Origin of the sequence: Corynebacterium sp. p3-SID1194, assembly GCF_025144155.1 — a bacterium.
Taxonomy (GTDB): Bacteria; Actinomycetota; Actinomycetes; order Mycobacteriales; family Mycobacteriaceae; genus Corynebacterium.
This window is the reverse complement of record NZ_JALXWY010000024.1, coordinates 12,319-30,967: the sequence shown is the minus strand read 5'-3', so window position 1 is coordinate 30,967 and position 18,649 is coordinate 12,319. Positions and strand designations below refer to the sequence as shown.

The 18,649-nt window shown below is 62.4% G+C and carries 14 protein-coding genes; 7 read left to right on the top strand and 7 right to left on the bottom strand.

Annotated elements, in window-relative coordinates:
* Positions 1-61 precede the first annotated feature (61 nt).
* The 6 genes from M3G19_RS11120 to argS all read right to left on the bottom strand — a co-directional run bounded on the left by M3G19_RS11120 (position 62) and on the right by argS (position 10,187).
* On the bottom strand, positions 62-2,281 hold the full coding sequence (locus tag M3G19_RS11120; protein WP_259902688.1) for a VWA domain-containing protein: 2,220 nt from the start codon (positions 2,279-2,281) through the stop codon (positions 62-64).
* A 223-nt stretch (positions 2,282-2,504) separates the two neighbouring features.
* The gene (locus tag M3G19_RS11115) at positions 2,505-4,700 is read right to left on the bottom strand and encodes a VWA domain-containing protein (protein ID WP_259902687.1); all 2,196 of its coding nucleotides are present in this window, start codon (positions 4,698-4,700) and stop codon (positions 2,505-2,507) included.
* A gap of 100 nt (positions 4,701-4,800) precedes the next feature.
* On the bottom strand, positions 4,801-5,730 hold the full coding sequence (gene thrB, locus M3G19_RS11110) for a homoserine kinase (protein ID WP_259902686.1): 930 nt from the start codon (positions 5,728-5,730) through the stop codon (positions 4,801-4,803).
* Between the two features lie 3 nt (positions 5,731-5,733).
* Positions 5,734-7,086, bottom strand: coding sequence for a homoserine dehydrogenase (locus tag M3G19_RS11105; protein ID WP_259902685.1), 1,353 nt, complete (start codon positions 7,084-7,086; stop codon positions 5,734-5,736).
* Positions 7,087-7,121: 35 nt separating this feature from the next.
* Positions 7,122-8,477 carry a diaminopimelate decarboxylase gene (gene lysA, locus M3G19_RS11100; protein ID WP_259902690.1) on the bottom strand — a complete coding sequence of 452 codons (1,356 nt, stop codon included), beginning with the start codon at positions 8,475-8,477 and terminating at the stop codon, positions 7,122-7,124.
* 57 nt (positions 8,478-8,534) lie between these two features.
* Positions 8,535-10,187 carry an arginine--tRNA ligase gene (argS, locus tag M3G19_RS11095; RefSeq protein ID WP_259902684.1) on the bottom strand — a complete coding sequence of 551 codons (1,653 nt, stop codon included), beginning with the start codon at positions 10,185-10,187 and terminating at the stop codon, positions 8,535-8,537.
* A gap of 62 nt (positions 10,188-10,249) precedes the next feature.
* Between argS and M3G19_RS11090 the strand changes: the two genes are divergently transcribed.
* From M3G19_RS11090 to M3G19_RS11065, 6 genes are all read left to right on the top strand, one after another.
* Positions 10,250-11,035, top strand: a complete 786-nt coding sequence (locus M3G19_RS11090) for a (Fe-S)-binding protein (protein ID WP_259902683.1) — start codon at positions 10,250-10,252, stop codon at positions 11,033-11,035.
* A gap of 23 nt (positions 11,036-11,058) precedes the next feature.
* Entirely contained in the window at positions 11,059-12,642 is a 1,584-nt protein-coding gene (locus M3G19_RS11085; RefSeq protein WP_396121783.1) for a LutB/LldF family L-lactate oxidation iron-sulfur protein, read from the top strand.
* Positions 12,642-13,280, top strand: coding sequence for a lactate utilization protein C (locus M3G19_RS11080; RefSeq protein WP_259902681.1), 639 nt, complete (start codon positions 12,642-12,644; stop codon positions 13,278-13,280). Before M3G19_RS11085 ends, M3G19_RS11080 begins: the two co-directional genes overlap by 1 nt.
* A 427-nt stretch (positions 13,281-13,707) precedes the next feature.
* Positions 13,708-15,138, top strand: a complete 1,431-nt coding sequence (locus M3G19_RS11075) for an alpha/beta hydrolase (protein WP_259902680.1) — start codon at positions 13,708-13,710, stop codon at positions 15,136-15,138.
* A 237-nt stretch (positions 15,139-15,375) separates the two neighbouring features.
* On the top strand, positions 15,376-16,083 hold the full coding sequence (locus tag M3G19_RS11070; RefSeq protein ID WP_259902679.1) for a CPBP family intramembrane glutamic endopeptidase: 708 nt from the start codon (positions 15,376-15,378) through the stop codon (positions 16,081-16,083).
* A 99-nt stretch (positions 16,084-16,182) separates the two neighbouring features.
* Positions 16,183-17,073: a DMT family transporter gene (locus M3G19_RS11065; RefSeq protein WP_259902678.1), complete on the top strand. Its 891-nt coding sequence runs from the start codon at positions 16,183-16,185 to the stop codon at positions 17,071-17,073.
* Positions 17,074-17,110: 37 nt separating this feature from the next.
* Here M3G19_RS11065 and M3G19_RS11060 read toward each other — a convergent pair whose 3' ends face one another.
* On the bottom strand, positions 17,111-17,800 hold the full coding sequence (locus M3G19_RS11060; protein ID WP_259902677.1) for a hypothetical protein: 690 nt from the start codon (positions 17,798-17,800) through the stop codon (positions 17,111-17,113).
* 93 nt (positions 17,801-17,893) lie between these two features.
* Here M3G19_RS11060 and M3G19_RS11055 point away from each other — a divergent pair, with 93 nt between their 5' ends.
* Positions 17,894-18,253 (top strand): VOC family protein, encoded by a 360-nt coding sequence (locus M3G19_RS11055; RefSeq protein WP_259902676.1) that lies wholly within the window; start codon positions 17,894-17,896, stop codon positions 18,251-18,253.
* Positions 18,254-18,649: the final 396 nt, after the last annotated feature.

Below are 18,649 nucleotides of genomic sequence, written 5' to 3'. Positions count from 1 at the left end.
ACCTGGGGTTATGCAGATCGCATAGTGCACATCGCATAGTGCAGCCGCCTCCGCCCCGTTTCTACGCGTAGGGGCTAGTGCCCGGGCCGTTCGAGGTACCTGGGCCGTACGGATTCTCTGGCCTGTTCGGGGTACCTGGACCGTACTGGCCAGGCTGACTCGGCTGACGATACTGCTCAGCCTGACCGAACTGAACGGTGGAACCATCACGCGGATCACGGCGGACACCATCCCGCGCATCGACCCGAGACGTTGCACCCTTGTTCTTCCTGCGCAGCAGGAACACAAGCAGACCGATGAGCAGCAGAAGCAGTAGACCCGAACCGATCACTAGCGGAAGCAGCCACGACGGCCTACCGGACTCGTCGTTGTCAGCGGCGCCAGCGCCATCTTCGTTGTTCTCGCCGTCCTTCTTGGAGTCGTCATTCTTAGCGCTATCGAACTTGATCGGCTCATTCGACGGCTCCGGACCATCCTCATACGTCGGCTCCCAATCCGGACCACCATCAGCCGGCTCACCATCAAGCGCTACAGCAAACTCATACGGCTGCTCTACACCAGTGACCTTACCGGCTCCTTTAGTTCCCATGCCGAACCAGACGTAAAAGAAGCCTTGCTGCACTTCCCGGTGCCACGCAAAATCAGTGGGAGCAACGGGGCCTTCTTCGACATCCTCATCGAAGAAAATCAGCTTCCCGCCAGCGAGTCCTTTGCGATACGGATTGTAGATGCCGAATCCCATTGAATCAGCTTCCTTGACCACCGACTTCGGTGTCTTCGCCTTGATCACCGGTCGCTGACCCCACTTCACTGGAATCTTGTACATCCGGAACTCGCCCGGGACGATCTTGTCGGAATACGACCCCTCAGTGATCTCCACTGCGTCATTGAAACCAGAACCACCGGTGATCGCCTCAGGATCCTCAATCTCCGGCACTTCGTCAGGTTCACCCGGGGAAGAGATCTTGCGGTCTTTCCATTCCTTCGCCTGCTCCTCATCCGGAATTGGCACGTAATGCACGGCAATTTCAAGATTGACATCATCAGTGATCTCGTCACCGTTCTGGTACACCTGCACCGGGATGAGCCACGAACTCATATCGCACCGGTTTTCCTTACCCTTCAAATGGTGTTGTTCTGCGCGGTCCAGCACGATGTGATACGAGTCAATCCCGTACCCAGGAGTAATAAAGTTCGACGCGCTCGCCAAAGTCGTATTAGTGCTTCCGCAGGACTCGTCATTCTCATTAACGATGTCACTGGTAGTGATGAATAGCTGGGAGTCCTTGTGCTCACCGTTGCCCTGCACCACCGGGGTGATCGTGATTCGGGCATTGTGCTCCTCCGGCACAGAGACACGGAAATAACGATCCTTCTTCGCATTCCTATCCGGGGTCACCTTCGTCTGATACTGACCCTCATCAAGCCACTTCGCATCCTCAGGACTATCCGCAAACTCGAACTTCGTGCCCTTCAGCTGGTACTTACCCACATCACGCTGAGTCAGGAACTTCAAAGAATCAGCCAAGCTACCGGCATCATCGGCCTCGAGGAACTGGCCCTTACCGGCATCAGCAATGCACTGCAGCTCCTTGCGGGCCTCCTCGTCGACCTTGAAACCAACCGTGTGAATAGCAAGATCCACACCCTCCTCGGCCAGCTCCTTAGCCACCTCGCACACCGGCGGCGGAGCACACGAATCAATACCGTCGGAAACAAGAATGATGGAGCGCTCGCCTTCGTCGCCAAGCTCCTTGGCGGCCTCACGCAGCGAGTTGCCCATCGGGGTATACCCCTTCGGGGTCACGCCCTCGATCGCCTTGACGTACTTCTCCTTGTCGACCTGGCCGACCTTCTCCAACGTCTCAATATCTTTGCAGCCCGCCTCACGGTTATCCGGCGCATCAGACTCCTGCGCACCATAAACCATCAAACCCAACTGGGCAGTCCCAGGAAGAGACTCGATCAGGTCCTTCGACGCCTTCTTCGCAGCATCAATACGCGGACCATCAGCATCGTCTTCCAACATCGACGACGACGCATCCAAAATCAGCATCGCCTTGCTATCAGCACTCCCCTCGCCACCGGAAGCCGAAGCCGACTCCGACGAATCCGAAGAGTCCGTGGAATCAGACGACTCGGACGACTTCGACGAAGAAGCCTCGGACGACTCCGAGCCACTCTGCGCGAACACCACCGGCGCCCACGCCACACAACACACCACGGCAACAAAAAAGGCGAGGACAACCCCCGCCCGCAACCGCGACGACAACGCCTGCATAAACTCGTCCCTTCTGCACTGTGTCCAACGTCACTAAGCAAATCTAAGGGAAACGAGCAGCCCCCGCAGGCTTCGTTACCAGTTTGTGTCGTCTAACTACCGAGCCTCCTGTCTCTCGTTCTCGACTTAACTAGTCGTGCAGCGCGAACCATGACCTATGCGGTCAATCCTCCCCTACCTGGGGCTGTAGGAACCGCATAGACCATGGGGTTTCCGGGGCTGTTTACGCGTACGGGTTACCGCCGTAGGGATTACCGTTCTGGCCCTGAGCCCCTCCGGGGCCATGCGGACCGGCTTGACCATGCGGGCCCTGCTGACCGTGCTGACCGAACTGGGCGGTCGAGCCATTGCGGGGATCGTGGCGGAACTCGTCATCCGCGTTCACGCGGGATGTCGCGCCCTTATTCCGGCGGCGCAGCAGGAACACCAACAGACCGATGAGCAGCAGAAGCAGCAGACCCGAACCGATCACCAGCGGAAGCAGCCACGACGGCCTACCGGACTCGTCGTTGTCAGCGGCACCAGCGCCATCTTCGTTGTTCTCGCCGTCCTTCTTGGAGTCGTCATTCTTAGCGCTATCGAACTTGATCGGCTCATCCGACGGCTCCGGACCATCTTCGTACGTCGGCTCCCAGTCCATGCCGCCGTCAGCCGGCTCACCATCAAGCTTCACTGCGAACTCGTACGGTTGCTCTACGCCAGTGACCTCACCGGCTCCTTTAGTTGACATGCCGAACCAGACGAAATAGTAGCCCTGTGGTCTCTCCCCGTACCAGGCGTGTTCCTTCGGACCGATCGGCCCCTTCTCGACATCTTTATCGAAGAAGATCAGCTTCCCGTGGTCGGCAGGTGAGCGTAGTGGATCGTAGAAGCCGAAACCAATTGCATCAACCTCCTTGACCTCCGACTTAGGTGTCTTCGCCTTGATCACTGGGCGCTCGCCCCACTTAACCGGGATCTTGTAGAAGCGGTACTCGCCGGGAACGATCCTGTCGGAGTAGGACCCCTCGGAGATCTCGACGGCATCGTTGAAGCCGGTACCGCCGGTCACCGATTCAGCGTTCTCGATCGGCAGGTCTCCTTCTACATCGTCTGCAAAAGAAAGCTTTCGGTCGCTCCATTCTTCGCCTTGCTCTTCATCGGGAAGCGGCTCATAGAAAACATTGACCTCGAGATTCACGTCCTCCGAAATCTTGTCGCCGTCTTGGTAGACCTGCAGCGGGATGATCCACGAGCTCATGTCGCAGGTGTTCGCTTTGCCGTCGTTTCTCATCGTGTCGTGACGGGAAAACGTTAACTCGAACGGATCAATCCCGAACTCTGCGTTGTTGGTCGTGGAGCTGCTTCCCCAATCCCGCGCAGTCCCGCATTCCGGGTCCTTCTCGTTGACGATGTCACCCGATGCGACGGAGAGATCACCGTGGTGAACCCCGCCGTTGGTTTGCCACACTGGAGTGACCGTAACGTGGGCGTTGTGGCCCTCCGGCACGGAGATACGGAAGAAGCGGTCCTTCTTGGCGTTGGTGTCGGGGGTAACCTTCGTCTGATACTGCCCCTCATCGAGCCACTTGGCGTCCTCCGGATTATCGGCGAACTCGAACTTGGTGCCCTTGAGCTGGTACTTACCCACATCACGCTGAGTCAGGAACTTTAAAGAATCAGCCAAACTTCCGGCATCATCGGCCTCCAAGAACTGCCCCTTGCCGGCGTCAGCAATGCACTGCAGCTCCTTGCGGGCCTCCTCGTCGACCTTGAAACCGACCGTGTGAATAGCAAGATCCACACCCTCCTCGGCTAGCTCCTTAGCCACCTCGCACACCGGCGGCGGAGCACACGAATCAATACCGTCGGAAACAAGAATGATGGAGCGCTCGCCTTCGTCGCCAAGCTCCTTGGCGGCCTCACGCAGCGAGTTGCCCATCGGGGTATACCCCTTCGGGGTCACGCCCTCGATCGCCTTGACGTACTTCTCCTTGTCGACCTGGCCGACCTTCTCCAACGTCTCAATATCTTTGCAGCCCGCCTCACGGTTATCCGGCGCATCAGACTCTTGCGCACCATAAACCATCAAACCCAACTGGGCAGTCCCAGGAAGAGACTCAATCAGATCCTTCGACGCCTTCTTCGCAGCATCAATACGCGGACCATCAGCATCGTCCTCCAGCATCGACGACGACGCATCCAAAATCAACATCGCCTTACTGTTCGCACTCCCCTGATCACCGGAAGCGTCGGCTGACTCCGACGAGCCAGAAGAATCCGTGGAATCAGACGACTCGGACGACTTCGACGAAGAAGCCTCAGACGACTCCGAGCCACTCTGCGCGAACACCACCGGCGCCCACGCCACACAACACACCACGGCAACAAAAAAGGCGAGGACAACCCCCGCCCGCAACCGCGACGACAACGCCTGCATAAACTCGTCCCTTCTGCACTGTGGCCAACGTCACTAAGCAAATCTAAGGGAAACAAACAACCCCCGCAGGCTTCGTTACCAGTTTGTGTTGTGAAACGACCTACGAACGGAGGAGCTCGGCGGTGACGGGGCCGGCAACGTCGAGTTCGAGGACGCGGAGGCCGTCGTCACGCGCGGAGTCGAGGATCTTCGGGTCGACGGGCTCGGTGGACAGCACCATCGCGGTCGGACCGGCGCCGGAGAGGTAGGCGGCGTAACCGCGGTTGCGCAGGCGGTTCACCCACTCGGCGGTGACGGGCAGGACGTCGGCGCGGTACGGCTGATGCAGGCGGTCACGGGTGCCCTCCCACAGGAATTGCGGGTGGGTCTGGATCGCGACGGTCATTACGGCCGTGCGGGAGACGTTGAACCGGGCGTCGGTATGCGTGACGTGTGACGGCAGGACCTTGCGCACGGCATTCGTGGATGCGCGGAAGTCGGGCACGAGCGCGGTCGCGATGATGTCCTTGTGCACGGTCAGCGGCACCGCGCGGTACTCGGGCTGCGAGACACCGTCGACGGGAATGTCGGTCCACGACACCACTGCCCCGCCGACAACGCTGGCGGCGGCGTTGTCCGGGTGGCCCTCGAAGGCGGAGCTGAGCTGGATGACCTCATCGGTGCTCAGCGGATCACCAGCAAGGGTGTTAGCGGCGACGACACCGGCGACAGCAGCAGCGGCGGACGAGCCGAGACCGCGGGACTGCGGGATGTTGTTGTGGCAGGTCACCTTCAAACCCGGGGCATGAACATCGGCAGCGTGCAGGCCGGAATTGATGGCCTTGACCACCAAGTGGGAGGAGTCACGGGGCAGATCGTCGGCACCTTCGCCGAAGATTTCCACTTCGAGGCCAGAAGAGGTGACCTCGACCTCGACGGTGTCGTAAATGCCCACGGCGAGGCCGAGGGTGTCGAAGCCAGGACCCAGGTTCGCGGAGCTGCCGGGAACGGTCACGCGGGCGCGCAGGCCCACTTCGAGATCAACGCTCATTGTCTACGCGCCCAGACGAATGACGGAGTTGATCGACTTGACCTCGTCGATGTCACGCAGCTCGTCGACGATGCCCGCGAGCTTGCGCTCCAGCGACTTGTGGGTGACCACGATCAGGCGAGAGTCTTCGCCGGACTCCTCCTGGCGCACGGCGGAAATGGAGATGTCCTGCGCGGCGAAGCGGCGGGAGATCTCGGCGAGGACGCCAGCGCGGTCAACGACAGACATGTCGATGTGGTAGCGCGTCGGCACATCACCGAAGTCGGCGACCGGGTAGTGCGCGTACGGGTTCTCAGCCGGGGCACGGCCGCCGAGAATCTTGTTGCGTGCGGCGCCGACGAGGTCGCCGAGCACAGCGGACGCGGTGGGCGCACCGCCGGCGCCATTGCCGTAGAACATCAGGCGGCCAGCAGCTTCCGCTTCGACGAAGACAGCGTTGTAGGACTTATCGACGCTCGCGAGCGGGTGGTCGTTCGGCACCAGCGTCGGGTGGACGCGGGCGGAGACGGAGGTGTTGCCGGCGTCGTCGATAAGCCTCTCGCAAATGGCGAGCAGCTTGATGGTGAAGCCGGCTTCGGCTGCGGCTTCGATGTCCGCGGCGGTGATATTGGTGATGCCCTCGGCGTGCACGTCGTCGTAGGTGACGCGGGAATGGAAGCCCATCGACGCCATGATCGCGGCCTTGGAGGCGGCGTCGTGGCCTTCAACATCGGCGGTGGGGTCGGCCTCGGCGTAGCCCAGGCGGGTGGCCTCGGCGAGGGCCTCCTCGTAGCTCGCGCCGGTGGACGCCATCGCGTCAAGCACGTAGTTCGTCGTGCCGTTGACGATGCCGGAGATGCGCTGAACCTGGTCGCCGGCCAAGGAGCGGCGCAGCATGCCCACGACGGGGATCGCGGCGGCCACGGCGGCCTCATAGTAGAGGTCGACGCCTGCGGCGTTGGCGGCGTCGGAAAGCTCGTCGGCGTGCGCGGCGATGAGCGCCTTGTTGGCGGTGACCACGGACTTGCCGGCGTTGAGCGCTGCGAGGACCAGTTCGCGCGGGTAGTCGATGCCGCCGATGACCTCGACGACGACGTCGATGTCGTCGCGGTCGATGAGCTCGCGGGCGTTGTCGGTGAGCGTGATGTCCGGGAAGTGGTCGAGCACCTCGCGCTTCTTGCTCAGGTCGGACACAGCGACACCGCGAACATCGATCGGGCCGCCGATGCGGTTTTCCAGGCTGCCGGAGAACTCGTTGATCAGGCGCAGGACCTCAGTGCCGACGGTACCCATACCGAGCACGGCGACCCCCACGGGTTGCCCGATGCCCTTGCCCGGGTAGTTTCCGTTCCTTCCTTCGGCGCTCAGCGCAGTCATGGTTCTCCTATGTCTAGGGGATGGACAGCAATGGCCTACGAGTCTACAAAAACCTCCCGCGCGAGTAGGTCCTCAACCGTTTCGCGACGCACCATCGGAGTGACTTCGCCATCGCGGACACTGACCACTGCGGGGCGGCCGAAGCAGTTGTAGTTCGACGCCATTGAGAAGCAGTAGGCCCCGGTGGCGGCAAGGGCAATGAGGTCGCCGGGGGCAATATCGTCAGGCCAGAGGGCATTATTGATCAAAATATCGCCGGATTCGCAGTGCGAACCGACCAAGCGCGTGGCGTGCGGAGCGCCTTCGGTGTTGCGGTTGATCACGCGCGCGTCGTATTCCGCGCCGTAGAGCGCGGTGCGAATATTATCGCTCATTCCGCCGTCCACAGCGATGTAGCGGCGGGTGGCATCGTCGGTCACGTGAACGTCTTTGACGGTGCCGACCGAGTAAACGGTCACAGCCGCCGGGCCAGCGATCGCACGGCCGGGCTCCACGATGACCTTCGGCGGTGTGAGGTCCAAGTCCCCCGCTGCCTCGCGCACGGCGCGCAGCAAGTCGCGGGCGACGGAATCGACGTTGAGCGGCTCCTCGTCCACGGTGTAGGCGATGCCGTAGCCACCGCCCAAGTCGAGGTATTCCAACTCCACGCCGAGCTCACGGTAGATCTTCGCGTACAGGCCCAGCACGCGGGAGGCGGCGAGCTTGAAGCCTTCAGCGTCGAAGACCTGGGAACCGACGTGACAGTGCAGCCCGGTCAGGCGCACATTCGCTGCGGCGTGCGCGGTCTGGGCAGCCAGGAACGCAGACCCGGATGCGAGCGACAAGCCGAATTTCTGGTCCTCGTGGCTGGTGGCGATGAACTCGTGCGTGTGCGCCTCCACGCCAGGCTTGACGCGGATGAACACGTCTTGGACCACGCCCTCTTCCCCAGCGATGCGCTCGAGGGTGTCCAGCTCCTGGTGGGAGTCGATCACCACGTGGCCAACGCCGCTGGTCACGCATCGTCGCAGGAAGGAATCGGACTTGCTGTTGCCGTGGGCGGTGATGCGCTCGGCCGGAAAATCTGCGGCCAGGGCGATCAGCAGTTCGTTCTCGCTGGCGACGTCGAGCGCGAGACCTTCCTCGGCGACCCATTTCGCGATGCGGGAAGTCAGAAAAGCCTTCGCCGCGTAGTGCACGTGCGCCGGATCGCCGTAGGCGCGGGACATGTCGCGGCAGCGAGAACGGAAGTCGTCCTCGTCGACGACCATGACCGGGGTGCCGTATTCCGCGGCAATGTCCGCGAGCGGAACTCCAGCGATAGACACGGAGCCGTCGCTGTGGCGCTCGGCGTTGCGCGGCCAGACGTGCGCGGGCAGGTCGTTGAAGCAGCCTGCTTCATCGTGACGCACGCGCAGCAAATCGTCGCGCGACAGGTTCGCTGTATTGAGGACGGGATCGAGCACGGCTTACATCCTTTCCGGTGCGGTGATGCCGAGGAGGCGCAGGGAGTTCGCGAGCACCTGGCGGGAAGCCGATGCCAAGGCCAGACGTGCGGCGTGGATCGGCTCCGGGTTCTCGCCGGCCTTCGGCAGAATCTGGCATGCGTCGTAGAACTTGTGGAAGACGCTGGCCAGTTCCTCGGCGTAGCGGGCGATGCGGTGCGGCTCGCGCAGCTCGGCGGCGGCCTTCACCACCGCCGGGAATTCGCCGAGGGTGCGGATCAGGTCGCCCTCCTTCTCATGGGTGAGCAGCGAAAGATCGGCGCCGTCAGCGGACACGCCGGCTTCCGCAGCCTTGCGCTCGATCGACGCGAGGCGCGTGTGGCCGTACTGCACGTAGTAAACGGGGTTGTCGTTGGACTGCTTCTCCCACAGGTCCAGATCGATATCCAGGGTCGAGTCCACAGAAGAACGCACGAGCGAGTAGCGCGCGGCGTCGCGGCCGATCAGGTCGACAAGGTCGTCGAGAGTAATCACGGTCCCGGCGCGCTTGGACATCTTCACCGGCTTGCCATCGCGCACGAGGTTGACCATCTGGCCAATGAGCACCTCGACGGCCTCCGGGTCGTAGCCCAAAGCCTGAGCGGCGGCGCGCAGACGCGCAATGTAGCCGTGGTGGTCGGCGCCCAGCATGTAAATCGCCAGCGTGTGGCCGCGGTCGAATTTGTCAGCCACGTACGCGATATCGCCAGCGATGTAGGCGGCATCGCCGTCGGACTTGATCACCACGCGGTCCTTGTCGTCGCCGAAATCGGTGGAGCGCAGCCACCACGCGCCGTCGGCCTCATACAGGTTGCCGTTGTCCTTCAGCGTCTGGATCGAACGGTCCACAGCGCCGGATTCGAACAGGGAGTTCTCGTGGAAGTACACGTCGAAGTCCACGCCGAACTCGTGCAGCGACTCCTTGATCTGCGCGAACATCATTTCCACGCCTTCCGCGCGGAACGCTTCCTGCACCTCGGCGTCAGTGCCGTCGAGAGCATCAGGACGCTTATCGACGACCGCGCTAGCGATCTCCCCGATGTATTCCCCGCCGTAACCGTCCTCCGGCGTCGGCTCATTCTTCGCGGCGGCGACGAGGGAGCGGGCAAAGCGGTCGATCTGGCCGCCGTGGTCATTGAAGTAGTACTCGCGGGTCACCTCGGCACCGGAGAACTCCAGTACGCGGCCCAGCGAATCGCCGACAGCGGCCCAACGCGTGCCACCCAAGTGGATCGGGCCGGTCGGGTTCGCGGAGACGAACTCGAGGTTGATTTTCGCATCCGAGAACAGGTCAGATGAACCGAAAGATGGACCCTTTTCAAGGATGTCGGAAACAATGCTTCCGGTAGCAGCTGCACCCAGGCGGAGGTTGATGAAGCCGGGGCCGGCGACCTCGGCGGAGTCGATCTCGGGGCGGGCAGACAAGGCGTCGATAAGCCAGCCCGCGAGCTCGCGCGGATTGGTGCCCGCCTTCTTGGCCACCTGCAATGCGATATTCGTCGCGTAATCGCCGTGCTCCGGGTTACGCGGACGCTCGACGGTGACCGTCTCGGGCACGACCGAGGAATCGAGGTCATGTTTGTCGAGGGTATCGATGGTGATGGTGCGGACAATGGAGGTGAGGTCTGCAGGCGTCATGGGAACGGAGTTTAATTGAACCTGGCCACTGCCCGGCAACTTACCCAGAAAGGAGCCAATCAGTGCGCGTAGCCCTGTTTTCCACATGCCTCGGGGATGCACTGTTCCCCGATGCGCACAAGGCGGCCGCTCTCGTCCTGTCCCGACTTGGATGCGAGGTCGTCTTCCCTCCGGAGCAAACCTGCTGCGGACAAATGCATATCAATACCGGGTACCAGAAAGAGACGGTGCCCATGATTGAAAACTACGTCGACGCATTCGCCGACGATTCCATTGATTACGTGGTCACTCCGTCCGGCTCCTGCACCGGTGCCGTGCGCGAGCAGCACACCCGCATCGCCGAGCGCTACGGGTCCAAGGAGCTGGTCGCCGGCACCGAGAAGACCACGAAGAAGACCCTCGACCTCTCCGAGTTCATCGTCGATGTCATGGGCACGACCGATGTGGGCGCATTCTTCCCGCACCGCGTCACCTACCACTCCACCTGCCACTCCCGCCGCTTCATCAAGGTCGGCGACCGCCCGACGGACCTGCTCAAGGCCGTCGACGGGCTGGAGCTCGTGGAGCTGCCCAACTCCGAGGAATGCTGCGGCTTCGGCGGCACGTTCGCTGTGAAGAACGCCGATACCTCAGCCGCGATGGTCTCCGACAAGGTACGCCACATCAAGGACACCGCCGCGGAGTACGTCACCGCAGGCGACTCCTCCTGCCTGATGAATATCGGCGGAGCCATGTCCCGCCAGCACACGGGCATTCGCGCAATCCACATCGCTGAGATTCTTGCCTCGACCCGCGAAAACCCGTGGACGCCCGAGTCCGCCGCGTACACGAAGGAGAAGATGCTGTGAAGGTCGGACTTGGTAACCCGACGATGCCGCCCCACGCGCCGCACGACCTGGGGCACTTCCGCGAATACAACAAGTTCCAGAAGAACGCTAAGACTGAGCTGAACAACTCGACTCAGCGCCGCAACCTGAACTACGCCACGACGCAGATCCGTCTGAAGCGCCAGGGTGTTGTCGACGAGCTCGACGATTGGCAGCAGCTGCGCGAGGCTGGCTCGACCATCAAGCGCGACACCTTGGCGCGTCTTCCCGAGCTGCTTGAGCAGTTCGAGGAGAACGTGACCAAGCGCGGCGGCCACGTCCACTGGGCGCGCGACGCCAAGGAAGCTTCCCAGATCATCACTGATCTGGTGAAGGACACCGGTGAGACTGACATCGTCAAGATCAAGTCGATGCTCACCCAGGAAATCGCGCTCAACGACGTTCTCGAGGAAAACGGCATCAACGCCCGCGAAACGGACCTGGCGGAGCTCATCGTCCAGCTGGGCGAGGACTTCCCCTCCCACATCGTGGTGCCCGCGATCCACCGCAACCGCGCGGAGATCCGCGACATCTTCACCGAGAAGATGCCGGGCGCGCCGAAGGACCTGACCGCGGAGCCGGCCGAGCTGGCCGAGGCGTCCCGCACATTCCTGCGCGAGCAGTTCATGAAGGCCAAGGTCGCTATCTCCGGCTGCAACTTCGGCATCGCGGAAACCGGTTCGGTCTCCATCGTCGAGTCCGAGGGCAACGGCCGTATGTGCCTGACCATGCCGGAGACCCTGATCACCGTCATGGGCATCGAGAAGATCCTCCCGTCCTACGAGGACCTGGGTGTGTTCATGCAGTTGCTGCCGCGTTCGTCGACAGGCGAGCGCATGAACCCGTACACCTCGATCTGGTCCGGTGTCACGGAGAACGACGGCCCGCAGGACTTCCACATCGTGCTCGTGGACAACGGCCGTACCGCCGCGCTGTCCAACGAGATCGGCCGCGAGGCACTCAAGTGCATCCGCTGCTCCGCTTGCTTGAACGTGTGCCCGGTCTACGAGCGCGCTGGCGGTCACGCCTACGGCTCCGTCTACCCGGGCCCGATCGGCGCGATCCTCACCCCGCAGCTCGCGGGCATGGACTCCGCCGACGATGTCACCGCTTCCCTGCCGTACGCCTCCTCCCTGTGCGGGCGTTGCGACGAGGTCTGCCCGGTGAAGATCCCCATCACCGACGTCCTGCTGGAGATGCGCCACCAGAAGGTGGAGAACCACCGCCCCAAGATTGAGGGCGCAATGTTCGATGTCATCGGCCAGGTCTACGGCCACTCGAAGCTGTGGGACAAGGCAGTGCGCATGGTTGCCGCCGGCCGCATTCTCGGCGGCTTCAACGGTGTCATCAACAAGATGCCGCCGCCGGTGTCCGGTTGGACCGATTACCGCGATGTCGCCGTGCCCCCGAAGAAGTCCTTCCGTCAGTGGTTCGAGACTGACGAGGCTAAGCGCCTCATGGCCGAAGCCCGCGCCGAGGGTGTCAAGAGCCACGTGGCTCCCGACCACACCGGCACCGCCGGCGCCGACGAGAAGCCAGCGCCCGGGGATTCCTGGACCCGCTACAACCGCAAGGAGGACGAGAAGTAATGGGTACCGCAAAGGAAGACATCCTCGCCCGCATCCGCGACGCGCATAAGCTCGCCGACTCCCCCGCGAGCGTCGAGCACGCACACGAGTACCGCACGGAGTCGCCGCTGAACCGCGATGAGCTGCGCGAAATGCTCGTCGACCGCCTGGTGGACTACAAGGCTGAGGTGCAGACCGTCTCCTCCGACGAGCTGCCCGGCAAGATCGCCGATATCCTCCGCGAGCACGAGTGCAACGACGTCCGCTACGCACAGGGCCTCGACGCCGAGCTGTTCACCTCCTTCGACGGCAACGCGCGGCCGGACGATGTCACCATCGATCCGCGCGAGCTTAACGACGTCGACGCTGTCGTCACCGGCTCCGTCGTCACCTCCGCCCAGACCGGTACCATCTGCCTCCAGTCTGAAGGCGGCGCCGGAAAGTGCGGCCGCCGCGCACTGAGCCTGGTCCCTGACCGCCACCTGTGCATCGTGCACATGGACTCCGTGGTCTACGGTGTCCCGGAGATGTTCGCCAAGCTCGACCCAGAATTGCCGTCCACGCTGATTTCCGGCCCGTCGGCGACCTCCGATATCGAGCTCGTCCGCGTCGAGGGCGTTCACGGTCCCCGCGACCTGATCGTCCTGCTCGTGGACTAGCCAGCAAGCCTTTCTGGGGGCGACATCGCTGCCCAGGAATGCTGCGCGCATCGAGAAACGGCCCGCTCTTCTGTCTCAGGAAGGGACGGGCCGTTTTACGTTCTTCATCACCCTGCGTGCAGCCCATGCAAAGACTATTATCAGAGACTGTTGTTTTTGAAGAATTTCAATAGAACCTGCTGGATTGGGAGGCTGCGCTGTGTTTCGCAAGAAAACACCGTCACTGAAACAGACACCGTCACACAAACGGGAAAGGAGCACCGCCCCACTTCTGGCAGCAGTAGGCGTGGCGGCATCGCTGGTTGCCGCACCCTTTAGCACCGCGACGGCGCAGGCGGATCCTGCACCGGCCCCGGAGGTGAAGTGGGGTCCGTGCCCGGCCACGGTCGACGCCCCAGGCGCTGAATGCGGTGAGGTTCCTGTACCCATGCGTTACGGCGACCCGAAGAGCCCGAAGATCTCTGTCGGTTTCGTCCGTGTGCCAGCCGCGCAGCCGGCAGCAAAACGCGGGGTGCTCTTTGGCAACCCCGGCGGTCCCGGCGGCGATGCCTACACCTACGTCGGCTCTGACTCGCTGGGCTTTTCTTGGCCGAAGGAGATCCGCAACGAGTGGGACATGGTCGCCGTTCAGCCGCGCGGGTTGCAGCACTCCACGCCGTTGGTGTGCGAGCCCGCCGCACCGGCGAACCAGCTCGACGCGATGAGCAGCCAGCTAGAAAGCGCGGTCAACGCCGGTGCTGTGTCCCGTCAGATGTGCCAGAAGGAGCATCCTGGCCTGGCGGAGTCCATCACCACCGAGAACAACGCCCGCGACTGGGAAACGGTGCGCCGTGCACTCGGCTACGACACGGTCTCCATCATGGGGCTGTCCTACGGCACGTACCTCGGTTCCGCTTACGCGTCCATGTTCCCGGACCACACTGACAAGGTCGTGCTTGATTCTGCGATGAATCCGGACCAGCAGTGGAACAAGCTGATGATCGAGCAAGAGGGTGGCTACGAGCGTGCCCTGCACGACTACTTCGACTACGTGGCACGCAATGACGCCACGTACCACATGGGCGATACTCCGCTGAAGGCGTACCAGTACTGGTCCGCGAAGGTTGTGCAGGAGACCGGCACCAACCCCACGGTCGTCCCGCCGCCAGCTCGCGTCGGTGACCTTCCTCCCGGGCTCGAGTTCGCGGGCCAGGCAGGTGCCGACGCCATGACGGCGACCGGTAAGGCGCGCGTGGAGGCAGAGGGAATTGTGAGCCGGATGTTCAAGCCCGGTGCAACCCAGTTCAACTCCCAGCTCCTGCAGCAGACAAAACTGATCATCCCCGCACCCAGCGACTGGGACACTCTCGCGCGGATGACTAACGGCACCTTCAAGCCGAAATCCACTCCATCTAAGCCTGTCGTCGACGAGCTCATGGGTGCAGACAAAACCCGCCTGAACCTGCTGTTCATTCAGATCTGCAACGAGAATGTCACGCCGGCGGACTACTCGCTGATTCCGCGGGCAATCTGGACCAACAATATTTCGCAGGACGTTTTCGCAGCAGCGCACACCCTGATCGGAAGCGGCCTCGCGTGCAACGGTGCCGCTCCAGTGGCGAAGCCCGTTCCGCTCAACGGCGGCGGTCTGGCCGCGCGCCCGCTGCAGATCAATGCGACCGGCGATCCGCAGACCCCCTACTCCGGCCGCGGTGTGATCCAGAAGGAGATGGGCACGCAGCTGGTCACCGTCCACGGTCCGGGCCACGGCCATGTTGCTCGCGGTAATGCGGCGGTAGACAAGATCGTGATCGATTACCTGCGCTCCGGCAAGGTCAGCCAGCACGACGCCCCCGGCTACCACGCTCAGCAGCGTTAAAACTACTCCGCGCACACAAATCGGCCCGCACCTTCTCGTTGGAGGGTGCGGGCCGATTTGCTGTCATTTTCCCGTGCCGCGCTTGTCGCGCGCAAGAACAACTATGGGCCATAAACCGTTGAGGGCAATGACGAACCAATGCCGGTTCCATCGGGGTTGCCTCAGGGTTGGCTGGCAATGGTGCTGAGAGGCAGAGCGGGCTGTGCGCCTGCCCCGCGCCGTCGATAATCTGCGGGCATGGACATTAGGCAACAATCTGCTGGCATGGACATTAGAAAACTCGATCCGCTCAGCATCCGCCCACAGCTCAAAGACATGCTCGTCGGCATGGGCGCGATGGTGGCTGTCTACGCGTTGCTCATTGGCTCAGCTTTCGGGTTGAGTGGTCTGGATCTCGGCGACATGGTCAAACCACTCTTGCCGGTGCTTATTATCTTGTCGCTGGTCATCCCCACCATCTTCTTGGTGGTTTACCTCAAACGCCGGGGGCTTCCCCTCGGGTTTCGGCCGTTAGGCAAGCGGGGCTGGCATTTGCTGTGGCAGGTCCCCCTCGCGATTATCGCGGCGGCGTTGTGCACGGGGCTCTTATCCTCGCTCCTCCACGCTGAATCGAAGGGCCCAACGGCCCCGTCTCGCGCGGGAGACATGCTCGTGCTGTTCACGTTTGCCGCGTACTTGCTGATCGGCCCGTTCCTTGAGGAACTCGTGTTCCGGCGCCTCCTCATGGGATACCTGGATACCCTCCTGCCGGCTTTCTCCAGCGTGCTGCTCACCTCGCTGGTATTCGGGCTGATGCACATCGCGCCACCCGTCGTGATTTACATGTTCTTCGGCGGCATCGCCATGGCTCTGCTGACCCGCTGGCACCGTTCGCTGTGGGCGGGATTCATTCTGCACATGTGCAATAACACGTTGGTGCAACTGCTCGTGTTCGGCTTTGAGTAATCGCCCCCCTGCCCCTCCCCCGGACTGGCCCTGCCGTTACGATGAACGGGTTTTCTTCCGCTTCGCGCGGAGGGTTGTTTCGGCTTAAGGAGGTGGCGTGTGGCGCGGACGAACGATGTGGTGGATCTGCGGCCTGTTGTGCTCGTGCTCATCGGGTCGCTCGGCATCCAGTCGTCGGCGATCGTGTCGTCGACGCTTTTTGCTGAGCTGGGCACCGTGGCGGTGTCGACTTTCCGACTGCTCATCGCCGCCGTGATGCTACTCGTCGCATTCCGCCCGGCAGTGCGCACATTCACCCGCCAACGCTGGATCAACGCGTGCGTCTACGGCATCGCAATGGCCGCGATGAACCAGTTCTACTTCGCCGCCGTCGACCGCCTCCCACTTGGTGTCGTGGTCACGCTCGACTTCCTCGGCCCGTGCGCCGTCTCCTTTTTGGGGCTCAAACGCTGGCGCGAACGCGGCTGGGCGCTCATCGCGTTCATCGGTGTCGTGCTCATCGCTGGCCCTTCGTCCGGCATGGACCCGGTGGGCCTCATCTACGGCTTCCTCGCCGGCGGCTTCTTCGCCGCGTACACCGTCTTCGCGGAGCGCGTCGGCAAAGCCGAGGGCGGCGGCCTGACAGACCTCGCCATATCAGTCGCGGTCGCAGCACTCGTCACGCTCCCCATCGCCGCGCCAAAGCTTATCGACGTCTCCCCCACCTCCTGGCTCGTCCTCACCCTCGCCGCCCTGATCGGCGTGGTCATCCCCTATAGCGCCGACACTGTGGCTGCACGGATCACCTCCGCACAGGTCGTCGGCACGCTTTTCGCCCTCGATCCTGTCATCGGTTCTATCCTCGGCTGGCTCTTTAAAGGCGATGAGCTGACTACCCGCATGCTCATCGGCATCCCCATGGTCGCCCTTGCCGGCGCCGTGATCACATGGCGCTCCTCACCCCGCCGCGAGGCCGGCGGATCAGCCGTCAGAGCGCAGGTGCAGGAGTAGCGCCCCGGCCCCGAGGGATGGGCGGAAACGACACTCTTTACTCATCTAGATACGCGGCCCACGCGTCGGGCGCTTCGACGCGGAAGGTCTCGGCCGCAGTCAGCGTCGGTGAGCTGTAGGTGACGGTGCGGCTGTCGACCAGCACCGAGGCCTCGCTGTCCAGCAGCCAACGCGCGGCGAAGAACCCCGTATCGAGACGAATGGCCTGCGGCTCGGCATCGAGATGGCCACGAACCACGGAGACGACATGGGCGATGCGCTGCACCGACTCGTCGGAGGTCGTGTCTGTGTCGGGTGCCCACACCGTGTGCGCCTGGTTGATCGCAAGAGTGTCCGACGCCCCCGTCACCGATCCCGACAGTCCCTCCGGATGCATCAGACGAACGCCACGACGCGTCGGTGACCAGCCCCGGTCCAGAAGGTGCTGGGCCGTGGTGTCGCGCGGTTGCGTCCACTCGACGGTGGCCCCTAGGTCGAGCAGGTCGACGATCGCCTCATCGGAAAGTGTCTTCTCTGCGCCGCCAGTCATGTCATTGCCTCTTGTCGTGTCGCCGGGATGTGTCCACGCTGGGGAATCCCAGGAAAGGAAGGGGGACACAAAAACGGTACCGCAGCCCCGCCCGCGGATCAGCGAATACTCCAACAGGACCTCATCAAGAGCCTTGAGTAGATCGGGGTTCACCCGGTACGTCGGGGCATGGCGCAGAATGTCATCACACCAAAACACCGGTTTGTCCACCATGTCGCCACTGATCTGTCAACGATGTCCCACTGATGACAGATATCCTGGCATCACTGTCCGCTATCTAAGGAGCAACCAGTGAACCGCGAAATCGTCTTCATCGTCTATGTCTCGGATATCGACACCTCTGTCGCGTTCTACCGCGATCTTCTCGGCCTCGACACCGACTTCGTCTCACCCCGCTACGTCACATTCGCCCTAGCAGAGAACGTGTACCTTGCCCTGTGGACCGGCAACTCTGAATCCCTCGGCGCCGCAGGAAACCGCACCACCGAAGTGTGCCTCAACGTCCCCGCCGACGAAGTCACCACGACGTTCGAGCGATGGAATGACAAGGGCGTGAACGTCCTCCGCAAGCCGTACGAGGAAGTCTTCGGCACCACCTTCGTCGTCGCCGATCCAGACGGCAACCTCATCCGCGTCGCCCCCATCGACTAGCGGCGCGCACTCACCGCACGGGCACGCGACCATCCCAAACTCGGCCAACAAAAATAAACGAAGTCTCGAGACATAACCGGGTCTACGTCTCGAGGCTTCAATGATTTCGGGTACTCATCTCCGGCACGTCGGACAAGGCTGCGATTCTCTAACGAGATGGGTTCCAATTCCCTCTGCGGCGGATGCCAAACGCTTTATTCAAGCTTGTCGTCCTCTTGTCTGCGGACTGTCCTGACAAACTTCCCCATGAATTGGAAAACTGGAGGCGCTAGGAAAACACCGGCCAACCACTCGGAACCCCCGCTAAAGTGAACAAAAAGGGCAGCACTGACGGAGGCCAGAAACATACCGAAACTCAAGTACTGACCACGCTTTAGGGCATCCACGTCCCCTTTG

Bases quoted from the DNA above. Each gene is read 5' to 3' on its own strand.
- M3G19_RS11120 (WP_259902688.1), bottom strand. From the start codon at position 2,281: ATGCAGGCGTTGTCGTCGCGGTTGCGGGCGGGGGTTGTCCTCGCCTTT.
- M3G19_RS11115 (WP_259902687.1), bottom strand. From the start codon at position 4,700: ATGCAGGCGTTGTCGTCGCGGTTGCGGGCGGGGGTTGTCCTCGCCTTT.
- thrB (WP_259902686.1), bottom strand. From the start codon at position 5,730: ATGAGCGTTGATCTCGAAGTGGGCCTGCGCGCCCGCGTGACCGTTCCC.
- M3G19_RS11105 (WP_259902685.1), bottom strand. From the start codon at position 7,086: ATGACTGCGCTGAGCGCCGAAGGAAGGAACGGAAACTACCCGGGCAAG.
- argS (WP_259902684.1), bottom strand. From the start codon at position 10,187: ATGACGCCTGCAGACCTCACCTCCATTGTCCGCACCATCACCATCGAT.
- M3G19_RS11085 (WP_396121783.1), top strand. From the start codon at position 11,059: ATGCCGCCCCACGCGCCGCACGACCTGGGGCACTTCCGCGAATACAAC.
- M3G19_RS11080 (WP_259902681.1), top strand. From the start codon at position 12,642: ATGGGTACCGCAAAGGAAGACATCCTCGCCCGCATCCGCGACGCGCAT.
- M3G19_RS11075 (WP_259902680.1), top strand. From the start codon at position 13,708: ATGCGTTACGGCGACCCGAAGAGCCCGAAGATCTCTGTCGGTTTCGTC.
- M3G19_RS11070 (WP_259902679.1), top strand. From the start codon at position 15,376: ATGGACATTAGGCAACAATCTGCTGGCATGGACATTAGAAAACTCGAT.